The 22,551-nt window shown below is 44.9% G+C and carries 20 protein-coding genes; 9 read left to right on the top strand and 11 right to left on the bottom strand.

The features are described from left to right. Nucleotides 1-205 precede the first annotated feature (205 nt). Nucleotides 206-2,440 carry an NADP-dependent isocitrate dehydrogenase gene (locus tag BW928_RS10010; protein WP_076556084.1) on the top strand — a complete coding sequence of 745 codons (2,235 nt, stop codon included), beginning with the start codon at nt 206-208 and terminating at the stop codon, nt 2,438-2,440. Nucleotides 2,441-2,627: 187 nt separating this feature from the next. On the opposite strand, the gene hemH is transcribed toward BW928_RS10010, so the two are convergent. Continuing rightward, nucleotides 2,628-3,602 (bottom strand): ferrochelatase, encoded by a 975-nt coding sequence (hemH, locus tag BW928_RS10005; protein WP_076556083.1) that lies wholly within the window; start codon nt 3,600-3,602, stop codon nt 2,628-2,630. Nucleotides 3,603-3,928: 326 nt separating this feature from the next. Between hemH and lipA the strand changes: the two genes are divergently transcribed. From lipA to dapD, 3 genes are all read left to right on the top strand, one after another. After that, a complete protein-coding gene (lipA, locus tag BW928_RS10000) occupies nt 3,929-4,993 on the top strand; it encodes a lipoyl synthase (RefSeq protein ID WP_076556082.1) in 1,065 nt (354 codons plus the stop codon). A 263-nt stretch (nt 4,994-5,256) separates the two neighbouring features. Beyond that, nucleotides 5,257-6,177, top strand: a complete 921-nt coding sequence (locus BW928_RS09990; protein ID WP_076556080.1) for an alpha/beta fold hydrolase — start codon at nt 5,257-5,259, stop codon at nt 6,175-6,177. Between the two features lie 101 nt (nt 6,178-6,278). Then, nucleotides 6,279-7,100 carry a 2,3,4,5-tetrahydropyridine-2,6-dicarboxylate N-succinyltransferase gene (gene dapD / locus BW928_RS09985; protein WP_076556079.1) on the top strand — a complete coding sequence of 274 codons (822 nt, stop codon included), beginning with the start codon at nt 6,279-6,281 and terminating at the stop codon, nt 7,098-7,100. 59 nt (nt 7,101-7,159) lie between these two features. Here the strand turns inward: dapD and BW928_RS09980 are convergent, their stop codons facing one another. The 4 genes from BW928_RS09980 to BW928_RS09965 form a co-directional block, all read right to left on the bottom strand. Then, nucleotides 7,160-7,933 carry a tRNA threonylcarbamoyladenosine dehydratase gene (locus BW928_RS09980; protein ID WP_076556078.1) on the bottom strand — a complete coding sequence of 258 codons (774 nt, stop codon included), beginning with the start codon at nt 7,931-7,933 and terminating at the stop codon, nt 7,160-7,162. 40 nt (nt 7,934-7,973) lie between these two features. Continuing rightward, complete coding sequence (locus tag BW928_RS09975; protein WP_076556077.1) at nt 7,974-8,825, bottom strand: TatD family hydrolase; 852 nt, start codon at nt 8,823-8,825, stop codon at nt 7,974-7,976. A gap of 131 nt (nt 8,826-8,956) precedes the next feature. After that, a complete protein-coding gene (locus tag BW928_RS09970; RefSeq protein WP_076556076.1) occupies nt 8,957-10,012 on the bottom strand; it encodes a 5'-nucleotidase in 1,056 nt (351 codons plus the stop codon). Between the two features lie 26 nt (nt 10,013-10,038). Then, nucleotides 10,039-10,566, bottom strand: a complete 528-nt coding sequence (locus BW928_RS09965; protein WP_076556075.1) for a GspH/FimT family protein — start codon at nt 10,564-10,566, stop codon at nt 10,039-10,041. A 728-nt stretch (nt 10,567-11,294) separates the two neighbouring features. Here BW928_RS09965 and recA point away from each other — a divergent pair. Then, nucleotides 11,295-12,368 carry a recombinase RecA gene (recA, locus tag BW928_RS09960; protein WP_076556074.1) on the top strand — a complete coding sequence of 358 codons (1,074 nt, stop codon included), beginning with the start codon at nt 11,295-11,297 and terminating at the stop codon, nt 12,366-12,368. Between the two features lie 21 nt (nt 12,369-12,389). Then, the gene (locus BW928_RS09955; protein ID WP_227516593.1) at nt 12,390-13,253 is read left to right on the top strand and encodes a regulatory protein RecX; all 864 of its coding nucleotides are present in this window, start codon (nt 12,390-12,392) and stop codon (nt 13,251-13,253) included. A 5-nt stretch (nt 13,254-13,258) separates the two neighbouring features. Here BW928_RS09955 and BW928_RS09950 read toward each other — a convergent pair whose 3' ends face one another. The 6 genes from BW928_RS09950 to BW928_RS09920 all read right to left on the bottom strand — a co-directional run bounded on the left by BW928_RS09950 (nt 13,259) and on the right by BW928_RS09920 (nt 20,157). Further along, complete coding sequence (locus tag BW928_RS09950) at nt 13,259-14,164, bottom strand: PHP domain-containing protein (protein WP_076556072.1); 906 nt, start codon at nt 14,162-14,164, stop codon at nt 13,259-13,261. A gap of 105 nt (nt 14,165-14,269) precedes the next feature. Then, nucleotides 14,270-15,388 carry a cell division protein FtsZ gene (ftsZ, locus tag BW928_RS09945; protein WP_076556097.1) on the bottom strand — a complete coding sequence of 373 codons (1,119 nt, stop codon included), beginning with the start codon at nt 15,386-15,388 and terminating at the stop codon, nt 14,270-14,272. A 239-nt stretch (nt 15,389-15,627) separates the two neighbouring features. Further along, nucleotides 15,628-16,914, bottom strand: coding sequence for a cell division protein FtsA (gene ftsA / locus BW928_RS09935; RefSeq protein WP_076556070.1), 1,287 nt, complete (start codon nt 16,912-16,914; stop codon nt 15,628-15,630). A gap of 125 nt (nt 16,915-17,039) precedes the next feature. Next, nucleotides 17,040-17,756, bottom strand: coding sequence for a cell division protein FtsQ/DivIB (locus tag BW928_RS09930; RefSeq protein ID WP_200800847.1), 717 nt, complete (start codon nt 17,754-17,756; stop codon nt 17,040-17,042). 215 nt (nt 17,757-17,971) lie between these two features. Continuing rightward, nucleotides 17,972-19,447 (bottom strand): ATP-binding protein, encoded by a 1,476-nt coding sequence (locus tag BW928_RS09925; protein ID WP_078310266.1) that lies wholly within the window; start codon nt 19,445-19,447, stop codon nt 17,972-17,974. Between the two features lie 32 nt (nt 19,448-19,479). Continuing rightward, nucleotides 19,480-20,157: a response regulator gene (locus BW928_RS09920; RefSeq protein ID WP_076556069.1), complete on the bottom strand. Its 678-nt coding sequence runs from the start codon at nt 20,155-20,157 to the stop codon at nt 19,480-19,482. A gap of 166 nt (nt 20,158-20,323) precedes the next feature. Between BW928_RS09920 and BW928_RS09915 the strand changes: the two genes are divergently transcribed. The 3 genes from BW928_RS09915 to BW928_RS09905 form a co-directional block, all read left to right on the top strand. Next, on the top strand, nt 20,324-20,941 hold the full coding sequence (locus BW928_RS09915; RefSeq protein WP_076556068.1) for a DedA family protein: 618 nt from the start codon (nt 20,324-20,326) through the stop codon (nt 20,939-20,941). Further along, nucleotides 20,938-21,771 carry a Cof-type HAD-IIB family hydrolase gene (locus tag BW928_RS09910; RefSeq protein ID WP_076556067.1) on the top strand — a complete coding sequence of 278 codons (834 nt, stop codon included), beginning with the start codon at nt 20,938-20,940 and terminating at the stop codon, nt 21,769-21,771. The genes BW928_RS09915 and BW928_RS09910 overlap by 4 nt, the downstream gene beginning before the upstream one ends. A gap of 552 nt (nt 21,772-22,323) precedes the next feature. Continuing rightward, on the top strand, nt 22,324-22,551 hold a 228-nt coding region (locus BW928_RS09905; protein ID WP_144295810.1), incomplete at its 3' end, for a helix-turn-helix domain-containing protein.

Genomic DNA, 22,551 nt, shown 5'->3' with positions numbered 1-22,551 from the left:
TTATCATCAAAATTAACAATCATCGCCTATTATAGCACAACTGTCAATTAGCCTTGCACCCTTAGCCACTTGGGTATATTTGGGTAATTTTGCCAAAAATCCTGCCATCTGTATCGCAACGATGATTTGTAAGTAGGCAAAAGCAATAAAGTGTGGCATAATAAGCCGATGCGATTTCAAAAATAACAACCAAACAGGAGTTTGTATGAGCAAATCTACCATCATCTACACCCACACCGATGAAGCACCAGCACTGGCAACTTATTCTTTGTTGCCAATCATCAAAAGTTTTGGCAGTGTTGCCGATATTGACTTTGTTACCAGCGATATCTCGCTGGCGGGTCGCATTTTGGCAAGTTTTCCAGAATTTTTGAGCGAAGAACAACGCATACCTGATGCACTTGGCGAGCTTGCCGAATTGGTAAAAAAACCCGAAGCTAACATCATCAAACTGCCCAATATCAGTGCCTCTGTGCCACAGCTGGTCGCTGCCATTAAGGAATTACAAAGCAAAGGCTATCCACTGCCAGACTACCCAACCAACCCACAAACCGATGAAGAAAAAGAAATTCAAAATCGCTACGACAAAATCAAAGGCAGTGCAGTAAACCCTGTGTTGCGTGAAGGCAACTCAGATCGCCGTGCCCCAAAAGCAGTAAAAAACTTCGCCAAAAAATACCCGCATAGCATGGGAGCATGGGGCAAAGACTCAAAATCTCATGTTGCCACCATGCAAAGCGGTGATTTTTTCCACAATGAACAATCCTACACAAGCGAAACCGCTGACAGCGTAAGCATTGTTTTCACCGACAAAGCAGGTAACAGCCAACCATTACGCAGCCCAGTTGCTCTGCAGGCAGGCGAGATTATCGATGCCACCGTCATGAGCAAAAAAGCTCTGGTATCGTTTTTGCAAGAACAAATCAAAGATGCCAAAGAGCAAGGTCTGCTATTTAGCCTACACATGAAAGCCACCATGATGAAAGTCTCTGACCCCATCATCTTTGGTCATGCGGTAAAAGCGTTTTTTGCACCTGTATTTGAGCAACATGGCGACACACTTGCTGCCATCGGTGTTGATGTGAACAATGGCTTTGGCAATTTGCTTGCCAACTTGGACAAGCTGGATGCAGAAACTCGCACCGCCATCGAAGCAACCATCAGCTATGCCTATGTTACAGGTCCAGAAATTGCTATGGTTGATAGCAACAAAGGCATCACCAACCTACATGTGCCAAGCGATGTAATTGTTGATGCGTCAATGCCTGCCATGATTCGCAACTCAGGTCGTATGTGGAACAGCGAAGGTCAAGCCCAAGATACCAAAGCGGTCATACCAGACAGCAGCTACGCTGGCGTATACCAAGCTGTGATTGATTTTTGTCGTGAGCATGGTGCATTTGATCCGACCACAATGGGCAGCGTGCCAAATGTCGGTCTAATGGCTCAAAAAGCAGAGGAATACGGCTCGCACGACAAAACTTTTGAGATGACCGCCGATGGCAAGGTTGAGGTAATCAACCAAGCAGGTCAAGTGCTGATGAGCCATGAAGTAGAAACTGGCGATATCTGGCGTATGTGCCAAACCAAAGATGCTCCAATCAAAGATTGGGTCAAACTGGCAATCAGCCGTGCCCGCCTAAGCAATACGCCTGCGGTATTTTGGCTTGATGAGCGTCGCCCACACGATGCCAGCATCATTCATAAGGTCAAACGCTACCTAAGCGAGCTGGAAATGAGCGATATTGACGGCTTGGATTTGCGTATTTTATCGCCAGAAGAAGCCACCAAGTTCTCACTACAACGCCTCAAAAATGGCGAGGACACCATCTCAGTTACAGGCAATGTCCTGCGTGATTATCTGACCGATTTATTCCCAATCCTAGAGCTTGGCACTTCGGCAAAAATGCTGTCCATCGTACCACTTATGAACGGTGGCGGTATGTTTGAAACTGGTGCAGGCGGTTCAGCACCAAAACATGTGCAGCAGTTTACCGAAGAAAACCACTTGCGTTGGGATAGCTTGGGTGAATTTTTGGCATTGGCGGTGTCGTTTGAGCATTTGGCACAAACGACAGGCAATACCAAAGCACAAATCTTGGCAGAGACGCTTGACCGTGCCACCGAACAGTTGCTGCTAAACGACAAATCGCCCAAACGCAAAGCAGGCGAGCTGGACAATCGTGGCAGTCATTTTTATCTGGCACTGTACTGGGCAAAAGAACTGGCTGCACAAACCAAAGATGCTGATATTGCTGCCAAATTTGCTCCAGTGGCTACTGCTTTGGCAGATAACGAAGCCACCATTGTTGCCGAGCTTAGCCAAGTTCAGGGCAATGCCGTGGATATCGGTGGATATTATGCACCTACATTTGACAAAGCAAGCGAGGCAATGCGTCCAAGTGCCACACTTAACCAAATCTTGCAGCTGCTTGGCTGATTTGACCATCATCAAAAATGGCTTGTATATCTACAAGCCATTTTTTATTGTTTTGTTACCAAACTGGCAAATTTTGGGCAACAAGATGACAAATCAGCCAATCTTAGCACAAAACTTAGCCATAAAATCAATCACAAATCCTGCCAAATCTGTGATTTCATAAAATTTTCATTGGCAAATTATTGATTTATAAATATTTTTTAACCAAATCCGCCATCATTTCAATGTGCAGCTCATCGGTGTTTAATGCAGGGATATATTCATACGAGCTGCCACCTGCTTGCAAGAAGTTTTGCCTGTTTTCTACCGCCAGCTCCTCAAGCGTCTCAAGACAATCCGCCGAAAAAGCAGGACTCATCACCTGCACCGATACGCCCGATGCACCCCATTGTCCCAGCAGTTCATCGGTATAGGGCTTGAGCCATTCTTGTGCCCCAAAACGAGACTGGAAACTAATCGCCCACTCGCCTGCCGACAACGCCAATCTATCCGCCAATAATACCGCCGTGGCTTGGCATTGCTTGGGATAAGGGTCGCCTTTGTCCGCATACGGCTTTGGAATGCCATGAAAGCTCATCAGCAAACGATCGGCTCGCCCATGCTGTTGCCAATACCGCTCAACACTTTGTGCCAATGCCTCAATGTACAAAGGGTGATTGTGATAATCTTTGATAAAATGCAGCTCGGGCAAATTACGCCTTGTTATCAGAAATTTGGCAACCTTATCAAATGCCGCTGCCGTTGAAGTCGCTGAATACTGTGGATACAGTGGCAATAGCACAACCGATTCCACCGCCTCGTCCATCAATTGCTCCAGCACAGCGGTGATTGATGGATTGCCATAAGTGGTCGCCGCATACACAGGCACCTTAATGCCCTTGGCGGATAATGCCTGCCTTAATTGCTCGGCTTGGTTTTTTAGGATTGTCAAAAGTGGTGAGCCTGCTGGCTGCCAGATGCCCTCATAAGCGTGTGCCACACGGCGAGGTCTGGTTGTTAGCACAAAGCAGTTTAAAATCACCTGCCAGATGAACTTTGGTATCTCAATGACTCGTGTGTCGCTCAAAAATTCCTTCAGATAACGCCTGACCGCTTGCGGCGTGGGTGCGTCAGGCGTACCCAAATTAATCAACAAAATGGCAGTTTTTTTCTTGGTTGTCATCACAATTCATCTCTTAAAAACAAGACCTAAGTGTAGCATTTTTTTACCAAAAAATCTCATGCTTGGCGGATATTTTTGCCCATGTTGGCAATTATACTGTCATCAATCAACCCAGACCAACATAAGACTTGACAAGTGTTGGCAAATCATTGATTATTTGTACATTAATTGGCATTATTATCACAGGATTGGCATGATGGCAAATAACTGGCAATATTGAAATTTTGCCAAAACACCCTAGATAACAACAATAAGCCATCAAGCTGTGTTATTTTTGGCAATTTAGCGTATAATAAGCATTTTACAACAAAAATACAGGATAAGCCATGACCGTCCAAACCTTCACCCCCGAAGCCCGCCCTGCACCAAAAAAAGCCGTGCAAGGCGAAAAACTGCGTGGTTATGACAAAGTGGCACGCATTCCCATCAAGGTTATTCCAACCGTTGATGCCCCAAAAAAACCCGACTGGATTCGTGTCAAACTCTCAAGCCCAGCCGAAGTAGAACGCATCAAATCCACACTTCGCAAACAAAAACTCTATACCGTCTGCGAAGAGGCGGCTTGTCCAAACTTGCCACAGTGCTTTGGCGATGGTACGGCTACCTTTATGATTATGGGTGATATTTGCACTCGCCGTTGTCCATTTTGTGAAGTGGCACACGGCAGACCCAATCCGCTTGACAAAGACGAACCACGCCACACTGCCGAGACCATCTTAGGACTTGGGCTAAAATACGCCGTGATTACCAGCGTGGACAGAGATGACTTAAAAGATGGTGGTGCTGGGCATTTTGTTGAGGTGATTAACGAATCCAAAGCCCTAAGCCCCAACTGCTTGATTGAAATCTTGGTGCCTGATTTTCGTGGTCGCGAGCAAATCGCCCTTGACTTATTGACCGAAACCGCCCCCGATGTGTTTAATCACAACATTGAGACAGTGCCTCGTCTTTATAAGGCTTTTCGTCCTGGTTCAGATTATCAACATTCTTTAAATTTATTAAAAGACTACAAAGCTCGCCGTCCTGATGTGGCGACCAAATGTGGCTTTATGGTAGGTTTGGGCGAAACCGAAGAAGAGGTATACGCCCTGCTTGACGACCTAAAGGCACACGATGTTGATATCGTTACCATCGGTCAATACCTTGCCCCAAGCAAAAATCACGCCCCTGTGGATCGCTATGTGCATCCTGATGAATTTGCCCGCTATACCGAATATGGCAAAAAACTTGGCTTTTTTAATATTTGGGCAAATCCAATGGTGCGTTCAAGCTACTTTGCCGACCGCCAATACTATGGCGAGGACTGCCCACCGCCTGTGCGTTCTGCCAAAGCTCTTGCCGAAGAAAAATTAACCAAGGCAGAAAAAGGCGAAAAAGGCGGGTGTTTTTAGGAAAAATGAACAAACTCAAGGTTTTAACTTGACAACCTAAACTTGCAAAAGGGTCTTGTTGTGTATTAAGAATTTATGCAAGCAATTTGGCATTGTATAACAACTCAACAAAATACACGATGTTATCTTTATCACAAGACAACCAAAAGACCCTGCAAAATTTTCTTGCAAGCGATGTTGCCATGCCGAGATTTTGATCATCAATTTATTACCAATGGCAAAATTAAGCAACCCAAGCACTGAGCGAACCATAAACAACAACCATGACCCAAATTATCCTATCATCAAACCAAATCCATCGCCTGCATCACACTTTTTTTGTTCCCAAAGGCGAAATCAAAGCAAGTCTGCTCATTGTGCATGGCATGAGCGAGCATAGTGGTCGTTATGCCGATTTTGCCCAATTTCTCGCCAATCACGGTATCTTGGTGGCAACCTATGATCAGCTGGGGCATGGGCAGACGGTCAAGGACAAATACGAGCTGGGATTTTTTGATGACAAGCACCCTGTACAAACCCTGTGCAAAGATGTGGTTATCATGGCGGATAAATTAAAAGAAATCGCCCCCAATGTGCCGCATTTTTTACTGGGGCATTCTATGGGATCGTTTATTGTACGCACCGTGCTGACGCATCACAGTATGCGTTTTTGTGGGGTGATTTTAATGGGGACGGCGGACAGCTTTGGGGCGATTGCACACACCAGCCTGCTTAGTCTTGGGCTGCTTAACAAAATTGCCGCCAAGCAAAGTAACGAAAAAATCGGCTGGCTTGTCAATCAATACCTCTTAAACCAGCTCCAAAGCCCCATCAGCACATCACCTTTTGCATGGCTTGCCGAAAATCCCGATGCCATCAGTCGCTTTGAGCAAGATAAGTTGTGCGGTTTTTGCTTTAGTAATAATGGCTTTTGGACGCTATTTGGCTTGATGCAGCGTGCTTGTAACCCTGACTGGTATGCCAATATGCCAAGCAACTACCCCATCTTGCTGATAAGCGGCAAAGATGATGCGGTTGGTAACATGGGGCAGGATATTCACAAACTGCACGACAAGCTCATCAAGGCAGGCAAAAATGTCCGTGTACAACTGTACCCAAATATGCGGCACGAACCACTGCACGAAAAGCAAAATCAGCGAGTTTATCAAGATATTCTACATTGGATAATAAACAAATCCGCATAATATCATTGGCCATGATTGCTTACACAACAACAAGTGAAAATTATGCTTTGTTTGGCAAATGTGCTATAATCAAGCATCATAAGCATTTTTAGGAGTTATCCATGTCAGATTTAGCAACCATCATCGAACAAGCCTTTGAAGACCGTGCCAATTTTACCGCCGAAACTGCATCTAGCGAGATTCGCCAAGCGGTTGAGGCAGCCATCGAAGGCTTGGACAACGGCTCATTGCGTGTCGCCGAAAAAATCAACGGTGAGTGGATTGTGCATCAATGGCTAAAAAAAGCCGTGCTGCTATCGTTTAAATTAAATGATAACGCACCGATTGAATCAGGCGATTTGCGTTTTTATGATAAAGTTGCCACCAAGCACGCCAACTGGACTGCTGAACAATTCGCCGCTGCTGGTGTGCGTGTCGTTCCACCTGCGGTTGCTCGCCGTGGCAGTTTTCAGGCAAAAAATGTCGTGCTAATGCCCTCTTATGTCAATATCGGTGCCTATGTTGATGAAGGCACAATGGTTGATACTTGGGCAACGGTTGGTTCATGTGCTCAAATTGGTAAAAATGTTCACCTATCAGGTGGCGTGGGTATTGGTGGCGTGCTTGAGCCACTACAAGCCAACCCTACCATCATTGAAGATAACTGCTTTATCGGTGCTCGCTCTGAGATTGTTGAAGGGGTTATTGTCGAAGAAGGCTCTGTCATTTCAATGGGCGTATATATCGGTCAATCAACACGCATCTACGATCGCGAAACAGGTGAAATTCATTATGGTCGCGTGCCAGCAGGCTCTGTTGTGGTATCAGGCAGTCTACCAAGCAAAGATGGCTCACACAGCCTATATGCCGCCATCATCGTCAAAAAAGTCGATGCACAGACGCGTGGCAAAGTCAGCCTAAACGATTTATTGCGTGCTGAATAATCTGCACAAACCCTCATAATGGCAAGGCTAACGCTTTGCCATTTTTTATAAATTCATAATCAGCGAGTCTCTATCAACTGCAAGGCGGAGGCCGCCATCACCATGCCTGCCGTGGCTGTCATCACAACAGCAGAACCATAACCACCACAATTTAGCCCTGCGTGGCAAGCTTTGGTGATTTTTGGTTGCTCATCAGAATACACGCATTTTAGCCCAAATTTTTGTTTGCCGCCTTTGGCAATGCCCTTTTCACGCAATTTGGCACGCAATCTTGCCAGCAAGGGGTCTTGTGTCGCGTACTTCAAATCAGCAACCTGTAAGCGTGTCGGATCAGTTTTTGCCCCTGCACCACCTGCGATGATACAGTTGATTTTTTGGAAGCGACAATGCAAAGCAATGGCTACTTTTGCCGCCATGTCATCAACACAATCAAGCACCACCACAGTCTTGCCCATTGCTTGCAACTGCTCTACTTTTTCACGAGTGGGCAGAAGCTGATGAACATTGTCAGCGGTCAAGAACTCATCAACGCACTCCAGCTGAATCTGCGGATTAATGCCATAAAGGCGTTTTGCCATCGCTTCAATCTTACTCTCGCCAAGCGTCTCGCTCAACGCTGGCAACTGTCTGTTGATATTGCTCTCAACCAAAATATCCAAATCAATCAGCACCAGATGCCCAACCGCCGTGCGTGCCAACGCCTCCGCTGCCCACGAACCAACACCGCCAACCCCCACGATATACACGATGGCATTGGCAAACTTCTCTCGGTTATCCGCACCGTACAGTGCCTGCACGCCCATAAAGCGGCGTTCATAATCAAACTGTGTCATAGTCTCTCTTGTTGCTTTGTGGTACAGCACTTAATACTTATCACCACTTGGTTTGCAATGCCTGACAGCTATTTTGCCAAAGCTTCTCCGCCAATGATTGTTTATCCATACTAAATAATAAAGCCAATGTATCAAGCACATGGGGCAAATTGGCAGGCTCATTAAACGAACCCAAATGCTGACAAGGCAGCGGCATCATATCAGGACAATCGGTCTCTATCACAAACGCATCGGCACCATATTTGGCAAAAACTGCCATCGCGGCACGGCGTAATTTTTTGGCATTTGGATTGGTGATTTGCCCTGTAATACCAAGCTTAAACCCACGCTTGACAAATGCCAATGCCTCTTGCTCTCCGCCGCTAAAACTGTGAGCGATACCACCTTGGTTATCGGCACGGTAATTTTGTTCGGCAAGGATTTTTAGCACATCGGCATGGCTTTTGCGTATATGCAACAAAATCGGCTTATGGTATTGCTTGGCAAGTTTAATTTGTTCAACAAAAAACCGCTGCTGTTTGGCATAAATATCAGCAGACTGTAATGATTTATGATAAGTATCCAGCCCTATCTCGGCAATCGCAATACTGTGATGATTATTTAGAAAATCTGACAAAATCAGCAAATCATTCTCATGATGCTCATGGATATATAACGGGTGCAGTCCAAATGCCAAATGGGATTTTGGTGCAGCTTCAAGTGCATTGACAAACTCATGGGTCTGCACCATTCGCCCAAAATACCGTGCCAAATAGCCAATCAACACCAGATGCAATACCCCCTGCTCACTGGCTCGCCGTGCACACTGCACCCGAGCCTCATCGTACTCTGGCACATCAAAATGCGTATGCGTGTCTATCAATCTAAGCGATTGCGTGATATTTTGTGCCATCGGATCAATCTTGTCTTGCTTTTTTATCACGGCTGGTTTGTCTGCTTTGTCTTGGGCTGCTTGCTCTTGGTAACAAGCTCAATGCGATGACAACCGCCAATTTTATCCAGCAAGTTTTTGTTTTATTTGGGTTACTTGCCATTGTTCGTTGTCTGCCGTTTGTTCTTTTTGGGCTTGATGGGGGTGAATGATTGTTTCTGCAAGTCATTTTTTACAAAAGCATTCAGCTTGGAAGTAGAATGGTATGGCACCAGTGCTGACGGCACCACCGAGCGAGCTGCGTCAATATGCTTAATGGAATCATCAAAGAAAATATGCGGTGCAAAACTTCGCAATACGCCCGTCTTATCCAGCCCACCCAAGAAAAACGCCGCATCAACCGTAACGCCCCATGCACGCAATGTTTTGATTGCTCGCATATCAGCAGGAGCGTTGCGTGCCGTTACCAATGCAATGCGAATCGGACTGTGTGATGAGTTGGGCATCTGTGCCAGTAGCTTGGCTTGCAGTTGTGATAATTTGATTAAAAAATCAGCATACGGACCTTTGTCAATTGGCAAATCAGCCATTTCATGCTCACGAGCGTGAAATGCGTACAAACCCTCTTGCTTAAACACCAGCTCCCCTGAATCATCAAACAGCACCGCATCGCCATCAAAAGCAATACGCAACTGCTGATTGTCCAGCTCTTCGGTATTAACAGGTGTAGCGTCAAGTACCGCACAAGCACAAATCTTGGCATCAACCACCGCTTGTGCATCATCATGATTGGTGGTTAAAAACAAATCAACATTAAAATCCTTAATATAATTTGCCACCGAATCCCCCGAAATAAATGCCGAACGAGTAATGCCCAGCCCATAGGCACGGATTGAGTTTAACACCTGAATGCCAATATCAGGCGAGGATTTTGAGACAATCACCACCTCAACATACGGTGATTCCACATGATACTCAGTGGGTGGCTGATAGGTATTGATATTTAACAACGCCTCAATCAGCGGATAGCCAGAGCCTTTTTGCAATAAAATATTTTCTTGTTGCTGCTGATAATCCTGAAATTTGCGTGCGGCCGTGCTTTTGTTTTTGGCAAGCAATTCAGCCAATTTGGCCTCATTTGCCGACAAATCAAACAATGCCGTCGCCGAAATTGCCACAATCAGCGTATTAGAAAAATCCACCGCCATAAACCACCTTTATTTTACTGTGTATTTTAGCAAGCGATTTTTTCAATATCCGCTCGCTTTAAAGTAACCAGCCCGTACATATTTAGTACCAGCTGATGACTTAGTGCCGTATCCATTGTTGAGCAATAACGAATACTGCCAATATGCCCACGGGGCTTGGCGTTATCACCCATAAATTTAATATAATCTCGTGATAAAGACACGCTCATTGACAGCGTACCGTATTTTAGCGACCACATTTGCCGCATTGCCACCGTATCAGTGGCATCAAGCCGATTGTTGCCATTATTATCCACAAACACCATCAGCCCACCATCTCCCAGCCGATGACACCTTCCGCTACCATCAAGCAAGCAGACAATCGTGTCTTTTTGGTTGCGTGCTGCTTCTATTTTGGCACGACGGATTGCTTCATTGACCTCGGAGGCAACACGCTGCGACTCCATGCGTGCCATCAGCCTATCATAGGCAGGTATCGCTGCAAGTGCCACCACTGCAACAATCGCAAGCACCGCCATCATCTCAAGTAGCGTCAATCCTTGCTCTACTCTCATCTTCGCACCCAATCTTGTTGTTTGCCAAACCAACCTTGTCAAATTTTGACAACATTCATCAGCCCAATCATTTTACCACAAATCATCAGCACTGGCACAAAAGCTACATACTTGCATTTATACACCTGTGATTATCCGTGAAACATCAAGGTATTTTTTTGGCAAAAATTTGCCATCAGCCCTATCCTTGTCAAGCAAAAAATACCGCCAAAAATCATCACACAGTCGCCAGAGCTTGCCAGTATTGGCTTTGCTGATATTTTCCCCAAAAACTGTGGATAACTTTTGAAAAAATTATCAAACCATCGTCGAAAATCACCACCCCATCATGCTTTGTTGTCAATTGCATAAAATTTAATCAAATTGGTAAAATTTATTTTTTATTAATAAAATCAATAATCTATAAAATTAATCCCCTGTAGAAAACTGCTGATAATCTGACAATTATTATCATGCCAATAAACCCAAATCAGCTGTTTTGCGTTCCACAAATTTCCACAGATTTTGTGGATAAAATTGTGGATAATTTTATTTTTGGCAAAGTTTAGCAAATATTTTGCAGTTAATAACAGCCCCAGTACCGCCCTTGCAATAATCCAAAAACAAAATTTTTGCCGACAAATTTTCTATCACGCACTGCCATGATTGTGCCAATTTGTGCTATAATATCCCAATCCATCGCAGCACAGCCGCTTGCACCAATTTGCATTCTACAAAAGGAATACTTCGTGGACGAAAATAAAGAAAAAGCCCTCAAGGCCGCTCTCGCCCAAATTGAAAAGAGTTTTGGCAAAAACACCATCATGCACTTGGGCGACGAATCTGCCAAACTTGATGTTGATGTTATCTCCACAGGCTCATTGGGTCTTGACATCGCCCTAGGTATTGGCGGTCTGCCAAAAGGTAGAATTGTCGAAATTTTTGGTCCTGAAAGCTCGGGCAAAACCACTTTAATGCTACAAACTGTCGCAGCTTGCCAGCAGCAAGGTGGCACTTGTGCATTTATTGACGCTGAACACGCCCTTGATCCAATTTATGCCAAAAAGCTCGGTGTGGATATTGATTCCTTGTTGGTTTCTCAGCCTGATAATGGCGAGCAGGCACTGGAAATTGTTGATATGCTGGTACGCTCTGGTGCGGTTGATATGATTGTTGTGGACTCGGTTGCCGCCCTAACTCCCAAAGCCGAAATTGAGGGCGAAATGGGCGATTCGCACATGGGCTTGCAAGCACGCCTGATGAGCCAAGCCCTACGCAAAATCACAGGTAATGCCAAACGCTCCAACTGCATGGTTGTATTCATCAACCAGATTCGCATGAAAATTGGCGTTATGTTTGGTTCGCCCGAAACCACCACAGGTGGTAATGCACTGAAATTTTATGCCTCTGTTCGTCTGGATATTCGCCGCACTGGCAACATTAAAGTCAATGAAAACATCATCGGCTCAGACACTCGCGTCAAAGTCATCAAAAATAAAATGGCACCGCCATTTCGCCAAACCGAATTCCAAATTATGTATGGCGAAGGCATTAACCATCTGGGCGAGTTGATTGACTTGGGCGTAGATGTTGAGACAGTCGGCAAATCTGGCTCATGGTACAGTTATGGCAATACAAAAATCGGTCAAGGCAAGCCAAACGCCATCAAATATTTGCAAGAAAACCCCGAAATTGCCAAAGAAATTGAGGCAAAAATTCGTGAAATTAAACTTGCTGGTGGCAATGGTGGCACAGCTCAGTCTGCAACAGAATCAGAAGCAGAGCCTGAACTTGTTGAAGATATGGAAAACGAGACATTTTAATCTCGCCTACAGTCTACACTTATGACCATAAAGACCCTGTCGGAAATCTTGGTAGAAATGGGCGAGACGCCTGTTTCTGCCGACCATGCCCAGTCTGCTGTGCTTGATGAGCATAATTTTGCCAAATTAACAAAAAGCCCAAGCACTGCCCACAATTTTCCCAATAACCCCAAACCCAAAAAACACCACCAACAAAACCGCCAAGCAACAAGCCACACCAAGCAAACCGCCAACAAATCAGCGGACACTACCAATAAAAAACCAGCCACCGCTCACCAGCAGACGGCAGCAACCCCACCAACTTCAGAAAAGCTGGCGACCATCTTAGAAAGCGTTGCCAAAGAACCACTGGCACAAACTGATCGTGCCAATAATTATCTGCGTTGGCTAGCGTTTTATTACCTATCTCGCCGAGAATTATCACAACATCAGCTACGCCAAAAACTGCTCGCCAAAGGTTGCGATCCAGAGGCGGTTGAGGCGTTGTTGATAGAGTTTGCCGACAAGGGCTATCAATCAGATAAGCGTTGTGCTGCAATGATTGTCAGAGAGAGCATTCGCAAAGGTCGTGGCAGAAGGCACATTACGCAACTGCTAAAAACAGCACAACTACACCCCAGTGAGACAACTGCCAGCGAACTTGACAGACTAATTGCCGATGCCACAATAGATGCAGTGGCTGATAATGCGATGACTGGCACGCCCAGCAAACCCAACTGGCTAAGGCTGGCTGTTGAGGCACGCAGCAAAAAATACGGCGAGAGCATACCACTTACCGCCAAAGACAAAGCCAAGCAGCTGCGATTCTTGCAATATCGCGGATTTGAGCTTGATGTTTGTTTTGAGGCATTGAAATACCGCCCTGAAGATTTGCTTGACGAATAATACCATCAGTCATTATCATGATTGATATTAGCAAATCGCTGCCAAACACCTGTTTGTAATGGCAATGGCGTTGCCGTACTGCCCAGTCGTCGCCATGGCATGGTGCTGCCATGAAAATCGCTTCCGACCGAAACCAACAAATCGTGTTTTTTTATTGCCCGAGCAATCATCTCCAGCGTGCTTTTTGGTTCATGGTTTGGCAATTCGCACGCATCGCCGCCACAATCTGCAAAATCTGCAATCAACCGCTGAGTCCGTGTGGCAGACAGCTTGTAGCGTGTTGGGTGTGCCAGCACCGCCAAACCACCACAATCATGAATCAGTGCCACCGCTTGTGCCATACTGATGGTCTCAATCGGCACATAGGCAGGCTTATTATCCGCCAGATACTTATCAAACGCTGCCTGCACTGTTGGTACAATACCCTTTTCTTGCAGCACCTGTGCAATATGAGCTCGCCCAACCGCTCGAGCATTGCCCTGCACCTTTTTTAAAACTGCCTGCCACAGCATATCGGCAAATCCGTCATCACCGCCTGCCAGCAACTGTGCCAATCGTGCCACCATCTGCTCACCTCGGCGGTGCCTTGCATCCTGCAGAGCTTGTAAGGTCGCGTTCATCTTTGATACATCAGCAAAATCCAATGCCACCACATGAATGATTTTATCAATCTTTTGATATTTACCATAGCCGCCTAACAGCGTGTGGCTACAGCTGATCTCCACCCCATGAATCAGGCGAATACCAAGAGCTTTGGCCGCTTGTTTTGCCTCATCAATGCCATCAACCGTATCATGGTCTGTCAATGCCAGCATATCTATGCCAGCCTTAGCAGCCAATGCCATCAGCTCGCTGGGTGTGTTTGTGCCATCAGAACAAGTGCTGTGCGTGTGCAGATCAATTTTTTGCATAAATTATCCAAGATTTGGTGATAAAATCATAATAAACGCCATTGTACGCAACTTTAAACCAAATAAAAAGCCCCACCATTGGCAGAGCTTTTGTATCGTAGCAAATCAGCTGTTTTTTAGCTGTTGTTGCTGTTGTAGATAATTACCAACCGTCAGCGGTTTTGGTGCAGCTGGACGCTGTTGTTTTAGATAATCAGCGGTTGCTGTTTGGCTTGGGGCAGGGCTTGTTGTAGCAGCGGCTGCTTGCACTTTGGTCGGTGCTGGTTGATCGCTCATGGTCAGACCTGTTGCCACCACAGTTACATGGATATCATCTTCCATGTTTGGATCTTCTACCAAGCCATAGAATACATTGGCATCTTCGTCCATCATGCCCTCGCCGATGGCAACAATAGACATCACCTCTTCCATGCTGACACCAGAACCGATGATATTAATAATCAAGCCCTGTGCATTGCGTAGATTTAGATCATCAAGCAGTGGTGAGCGGATTGCCTTCTCCATCGCTTCGGCAGCACGATTATTACCACTTGAGCGACCAATACCCATCATGGCATGACCTTTTGCTGTCATTGCCGTGCAGACATCATTAAAGTCAATGTTAATCAAACCTGGATTAACAATGGTTTCTGTCAAGCCATTCACAGCATGCAACAAGACATCGTCAGCCTTTTTGAAGGCATCAACCATCGTTAGATTACGATAGGCTTGTGTCAGTTTATCATTTGGAATGGTAATGATAGAATCAACATGTTGAGTCAGTGCCTCGATGCCATTTTTGGCAGCAGCGGCACGGCGTTTGCCCTCAAAGCTAAACGGCGTAGTAACCACCGCAACGGTCAAAATACCCATCTCTTTGGCAATGCGAGCAACCACTGGTGCAGCCCCTGTGCCTGTACCGCCGCCCATGCCAGCGGTGATGAATGCCATGTTATAACCCTCAAGCATTGCACGAATTTCGTCTTCGTTGCTCTCGGCAGCATTACGCCCAACTTCAGGGTTGGCACCTGCACCCAAGCCACGAGTTTCGTCAGCACCGATTTGAATCTTGTTCGGAGCAGACAGCTTGTTTAGGGCTTGTAGGTCGGTATTGGCACAAACAAAGGTAATGCCTGAGATGTTTTGGCGAACCATATGTTCAACGGCATTACCGCCACCGCCACCGACACCAAAAACGATGATGCGTGCATTGCCATTGCTTTCTGGTTGTGGCTCGTCAGCCATTCCATATTTCATATACATACTCTACTCCAAAATGTGTAAATGCTAAATCAAAGATAGCTATCAAATAATACCATTGTACGCACAATCGGTATTTTTGGCAAGGCAAACCCGTGCATAAATCGCCAAATAATTAAATTTTTTTTAATCAAAGGTTCTGCTATGGCAAAATTTGGCAAAATTATCCGCATAATTATCAATAAAGACAGCTCATGCCATTCATCGCCACGCATAAACCTAAGTTACCCCACTTGGCGAAGCCAAGCTGCACACCTATTCAAGATCTGAGAAATTGGCCGCCAAGCTCGTCTCCACCAAGTGTCTTTTTGGTCTTCTTGCTCCACAAAATGCACATTGTCGCCATAGTACAGCAAAGCACCAAGTACGGTATGCAGCGTATTGTCAGCCAAATGCTTGTTAATCAACTGGATATTTTCATCACTAAGATAATCAGGATCTGGTGATATATTAGGGTTGCTGTCAATCAAACGCGTCTTAATGCTGATATACTCGCGAGCAAACTCAAGCAAACCGTCCATTCTTGCCCCACCGCCAGCCAATACCACGCCTGCACCAAGACTCATCAATAACTGTGGATCAATATCACACATTACTTCATCAAAAATTTGACGATAACGCATTTCAATGACTTGATTAAATGCTCGTCTTAGCATGGTTTTTTCTTGCTTGGTGTTCTTTTTGTAGCTAACAATCGCTCCAGCACTGTATTTGTTGCGGTTTAGCGTGCCTTCTTGACGCTTGAAACTTTCAGCATCAGCCAAGGCGATATTGTATTGCGTGGCAATATCAGCATCAACCATCGTGCCACCGATATTCAGGCAGCGGCTATAAATCAAAACGCCTTCTTTGTAGACACATACTTTGGTTGTGCCAGCACCAATATCAATAAAACACGCACCTGCATCTCTGTCCGCCTTGCTTAGGGCATAATACGCCCCTGCAACGCCATCAAAAACATTGGTCTGTATCTGCACATCATGATAGGCAAATAGCTCTGCCATCTGGCTGGCTTGTGAGTCAGGCAAGCTAATCACATGAGCTGCCGACTGGGCTGTCTTGGCATGGATATCCACTGGATTATCCACTATCTCACCATCTGCAAATACCTTCTGAAAACTGCACTGAAAAACCATGTAATCATCGGTGCTGCTTTGTGCCAGTTTCTCAAGGGCTTGATTGATATTTTCTTGCTTAATCTTACCATCTTCAATTGTGATTTCTTGCATTTTGTTTTGCGATTGCATGGCAGCAGAACCAAAACACAGCACCGCACTGTTTAGCTTCAGTGCCTGCATATGCTTGGACATATTGCTGGCTTCATCAATTGATTTGTGAATCGCTGACAGCAGATGCGTGCGGTCATGCACACGACCTCCCAAAAAAGCATCTGTGTGTGCCAAGCCAACAGCTGCTATTTTTAGGTGCTTGCCTGAATCTTTGGTCTGAAAATGACCGATTACCGTACAAACAGCCGTAGAGCCTATGTGTATTACCGCATGAAGGGACACAAAATTTCCTTAAAGTACCTCAATCACCACCTGTTGATTATCAAGTTTTGGTGGTGTCATTTTTAATATTAACTTACAGCTTTATTTTATTGATAAAGCCAACCAAATCATCACAGCCAAGCCAATCAGCGTCGCCATGCAATCGCAAAACCATTCTTATAACGTAAATCTACCGAATCAATTTTTGGTAAGTCATCAGCCAAAGTGCTTTGCAATTGCATCGCCAGATTGTACAGTTTTTGCTCGGTATCCTCATGGTCTACCATGACACGCATGCCATTATTAAAGCGAATAATCCAAGTTTGACGCGGTGTCAAAATCAAATCCTGCACATAAATACCCAAAGGCAAAAACCACGCATTTACCCGCTTGAGTTTTTGCATGATTTGAGTTGATTCATCTGCCCTGCCGTGCAAATTCACCAGCCGTGCATCCATCAGCTGGGCATCATCGGCAGGTTGATACACCACACCGCTGGCATCAAGCAATCTATCACTGCCAAAATTTGCCACCGCCTTTCGTGGTATCACCGAGACCACCACGCCACGATTCCAATCACGGTATACGCTGACATCTTGCACCCACGACAGCTGACTTATCGCCTGATGGATTTGTGATAAATCACTGGCAAAAAACTGCACCGAGCCGATCGGTTGCACCACCTTTTGCAATGCCTGAAGTTGTGCTGCTGATAGCTGCTTTGACTCAATAACTATCGGTTTGCTTTCGCTATTTTTGATGGCATAATTCAACAAAAATCCAAGCAAGACCACAACCAGCAGTGTCATCAAGACAGACTGCCAAGGCTGCAAAATAAGCCGTTGTTGAAACAATGTAGTCATGGGATTTGCCGCGAATTGTCAAAATAATCCAAAAATACCAAGTGTAAATCGTAGCCATTCTAACTTTGGGAAAAATTAGCATATGTTAACGCATTTTGCTAATAATTTAAAGCAACAAGCAGAGAATTTTTTAAAAAAATCCAGTGTTTGTTACATATTATTACACTTTTTTGCCCAAATACTCGCCCATCAAATAATCATGGCAGTTTTTGGCGTTATTTGCTAAGACGCACACAAAAACCGATGCGTTTTTCGTTGTCGTATAAATTGCTAAAATTAATCTTAAGTTTGTGCATTTGGCAAATTCGCTGCACAATTGACAAACCCAAACCACTGCCTGTTTGTTTTTGACCCGCTGGGCGAAAAAAACGCTCGCCAAGGTGCTGCAAATACGCCTCATCAACCCCATTGCCATTGTCATATACCGACAGATAATCATCGCCAATATCCAACCAGATGGTGCTGCCCTCAGGGCAATATCTGATGGCATTATCAATCAAATTGGTGCATAACACTTCCATCAAAAGCTCATCGCCATATAGCGGCAGCGGTGATGGGCTTAGGTTTCGCTTGAGTCTGCACCGCTTTTGGCGTGCAAACAAATTACTTTGGGACAGTACAGTATCGCTGACTTTTTGCCAGTTAATCAAGGTATCAAATTGCCTGTGTTGCCCCTCGCCAACAGACAACTTCGCCAAAGTAAGAAGCTGATTGACCAGATGATTGCTTCTTTCGATGCCCTTTTTGATGCCAAGATTATGCTCGTACAACAACCGCTCATTTTCCTCGTCAAGATTGGCTGATAATATCGCTTGCTGCATCATATCTGCCTGTAGTTTGAGTGCTGTCAATGGGCTTTTTAGCTCATGCGATGCATCGGCGGTAAACCGCTCCTCGCGTGCAATGGCATCAGCAACTTTCACAAACCAGCGATTCAAAGAATCCACCAGCGGTCTGACCTCTTTTGGGACATTGGTGCTTGCAGGGCGACCATCGGCTGGATTGCGACTTTGTAGCGACTCGCCCAACACTTGCAAAGGCAAAAAAGCCCGCCGCACCGAAAACCACACAAGCAACAAAAACAGCAACAGCCCCACCAAAGCAGGCAATAGCTTGGCCAATAAAGCAGTCAAAATCACCTCTTGGCGAGATTCCATGTTCTGCCCAACGGCAATGATTCTGTCATTATTAACATCGGGCATGTATAAAATTCTCCAGCGATTTTGCAATGGATTTTTGCCCTGCGAATCATTGATAAAGCCTTGAAAATTTTCACGAAATACAAAAGATTCGCCGCTATCATCTGCCAATAACAACCGACCGCGTTTATCCCAAATGGCAAAGCCCATATAATCATCTTCGCCACCAAGCAAATCATCATCAATATTTTCTAATAAATCCTTATTAAATACGACGGTATTTTTTGGTTCATTTGGCGTGGCATAAGAAGTTATCATCAAGTATTTTGCTACTTGTGAAATTTGGGTATCGCCCATCTCGCTCATCTCTGACCACAGCTTTGAGCCAACCACACCGACAATCGCAAGCCAAAGTGCTGGCAAGCCGATCAGTAACATACTAAGCAGTCTTTTTTGGATACTGTATTCATAGCCACTGCTTGGTAAATCGTCTGTACCAGCAGGCAGTTTGGTCTTTTTGGATAATTTTTTTAAAGAAAAACGGTATTTCATGCGTATGGTAATTATTTATTTTTTATTAAAATTTATTTTTCGATTTGCCAATTTGGATTCAGATAATATCCAATCCCTCGCTTGGTTAGGATAAACTCCGAACCAAATTTTTTCCGCAGATGATGGATATGTACCTCGATGGTGTTGCTATCAACCTCGGCACTCCAGCCGTATAATTTATCCTCCAATGTCGCTCGGCTGTGGATTTGCTTTGGTGCTGCCAAAAACTCTTCCAACAAAGCCAGCTCCTTGCCTGTCAATTCCACAGGCTTGTCCTGATAGCTTACCTGCCGTGATTGGCTATCAAACACAAGCTCACCATAGCGAATCAGCGACTGGCTGCGACCCTGACTGCGGCGAATCAATGCCTGTAACCGTGCAATCACCTCATCAAGTGCAAATGGCTTGACCAAATAATCATCAGCCCCTGCATTCAGTCCAGCGACACGATTGGCAATGGCATCTCTTGCAGTAATAATCAGCACTGGCGTATCCATGCCCATCTGTCGCCAATTTGCCAGCACCTGCATACCATCGCCTTTTGGCAGGCTCAAATCAAGCAGCACCGCATCAAACGCCGCTGCTGATAATGCCGCCTCGCCTGATTTGGCATCAGCAAACCATTCAACCATCATGCCTTGCATGCCCAGCCCTGCAATCAGCCCTTGTGCAATATCCACATCATCTTCAATCAATAATACCTTCGCCATAATTCACCCCATTATCATCGTTTGACGCATTATACACCAGCAAACTTAATCTTGCCTTAAGCATTTGGCTGTATTATCATAATCACAGCATGGTTTGCACTTTGACAATTAATTCGGCAATCTTTGACTGGCAAATCACTCACCAAACTTTTAGACTAGATACAATATGGACTGGTTAAGCCAATGGATATTATCCATCATTGACAATTTGGGCTCGGTTGGCATCGCCCTGATGATGTTTTTGGAAAATGTTTTTCCGCCGATTCCTTCAGAATTAATCATGCCCGCAGCGGGGTTTGCTGCTTCATTGGGCAAAATCAACCTATTAATGGTTATTATTGCAGGCACTGTCGGCTCCGTACTGGGTGCATTGCCCCTGTATTATTTGGGCAGCAAATTTGACGAAGTGCGGTTATTGCGACTGGTCAATCGCTATGGCAAATATCTACTGATTAGCCCGCAAGACATTCAAAACAGCCAAAGATGGTTCGATAAATATGGCAAATCTGTGGTGTTTTTTGGACGCATGATTCCAGCGATTCGCTCGCTTATTTCCATTCCTGCTGGCATGGCACGCATGCCACTTTTGCCTTTTTTAATCCTAACTGCCATCGGTTCATTTTTGTGGAGTACATTGCTTGCTTATGCAGGTTTTGTATTAGCTGCCAATTACCAAAAAGTCGCCCCTGTGGTTGAATCTTTTGGACGCTATGCCGCCATTATCATTGGTATTTTGGTGCTTTATTGGCTCATAAAACGCATTAAGCAGGTTTATCAAGCATGACGGCACAACACAGACGCTTGCCAAAAATTATCTTTTTTGACATTGATGATACTTTGTATATCAAAGACCAACATTGCATACCTGCAAGCGTCAAGCCTGCTTTGATGAGTCTAAAGCAGCGTGGAGTTCTCTTGGCAATTGCCACAGGTCGCAGCCTTGGCATTTTCCCCGATGCCATCAAAGAGCTTATTGATGAAGTTAAAATTGACTATCTGATTACTTTAAATGGACAATATACCCAATATCAGGGCAAAAAATTATTTGACTATCCGCTAGAAGATGAGCAAATTCATCAAATACTGGCGTATTTTCGGACAAAAAACATTGCCACTGCCTGCATGAGTAAAGATCAGGTATACGCTTTGTCAGTCAATGACAATCTACGCACAGCCTTAGGGTCGCTTGGTATTAAGTATCGTCTTGTTAATCAAGATGATATTTGCTTTGCTCAGCCGATTTATCAAATTCTCGCTTTTTATCGCGACTGCGAACTGGATGCCACACCCTGCCTGCCTGCAACCATCAAGACAACTCGCTGGCATGACTGTGCTGTTGATGTCTTGGACAAGACCAGCTCCAAAGCTCGTGCCATCAAACAACTGCTGGCATCGCTTGCGATAGACGCCCAAGATGCCGCCGCCTTTGGCGACCATCTAAACGACCTAGAAATGTTTGAATTCGTTGGTACTGCCATCGCCATGGACAATGGGCATCCTGCCGCCAAACAGGCTGCTGACATCATCTGCCCACGCCATGACGAAAATGGCATTGCCAAAATTCTGCATTCTCTTGGCTGGCTTAGACCAGAGTCTACCTTTGTTACCAAATAGCCAAGCGTACAATGCACCATTATCAGTAAAATCATTGCCAGATTGACAATCAAGGCACAAACAAACAAGCAAATCACCCACAACACCAACACTTATCTTGTATGGCCAAATTTACCCCACCAGCGAAAATTATTAACTCCAAACCAATAAGCTTATAATGATAAATTAGCATTATAAGTTTATTATTAAAAAAAATACCTTTGGCATCGTTCGATGATTTATATGTAGCAGCCATTCCGTCAATAATATTGGGAAAGTTTGCAGCTTATCAAAAACAGCTTCCAAGCCCAATGGAGACAACTGCCAACTTTCACATTCGCCTAAATATACATAATGCTGAAAAATAGCGATAAATTATCACATTGTGGAAATTAACAAGGCGAAATTTTTAACTATACTGGTCAAGCCTTAAATTACCCACTTAATAGGACAAAGCTCAATCAGCCAGCAAAACACAGGCAAATGCACCACACCAAAATATAAAAACACTGCCAATGCTGAACCGCACCCCAAAAGTTAGACATTCCACTACTAACTCTTGGGGTGCTTTCTATGGCAAAATACACACTTGATTTCAAGCTGTCTGTGATAACCTATTATCAAAACAATCACAGCTACAAACGCACAGCAAAACATTTTGGTTTAGACCACAAAACAGTAGAGCTTTGGGTCAAACTCTACCAAACACACGGTATTGATGGTATTAAAAGACGAAGAACCAAAGCCATCTATGACACCACCTTTAAACTTAACGCTGTACAACAAGTTCTTCTTGGCAAA

It is taken from the genome of Moraxella cuniculi DSM 21768 (genome assembly GCF_900156515.1).
GTDB lineage: Bacteria > Pseudomonadota > Gammaproteobacteria > Pseudomonadales > Moraxellaceae > Moraxella > Moraxella cuniculi.
The sequence above is the reverse complement of the archived record's forward strand: the minus strand, read 5'-3'. Positions and strand labels throughout refer to the sequence as shown.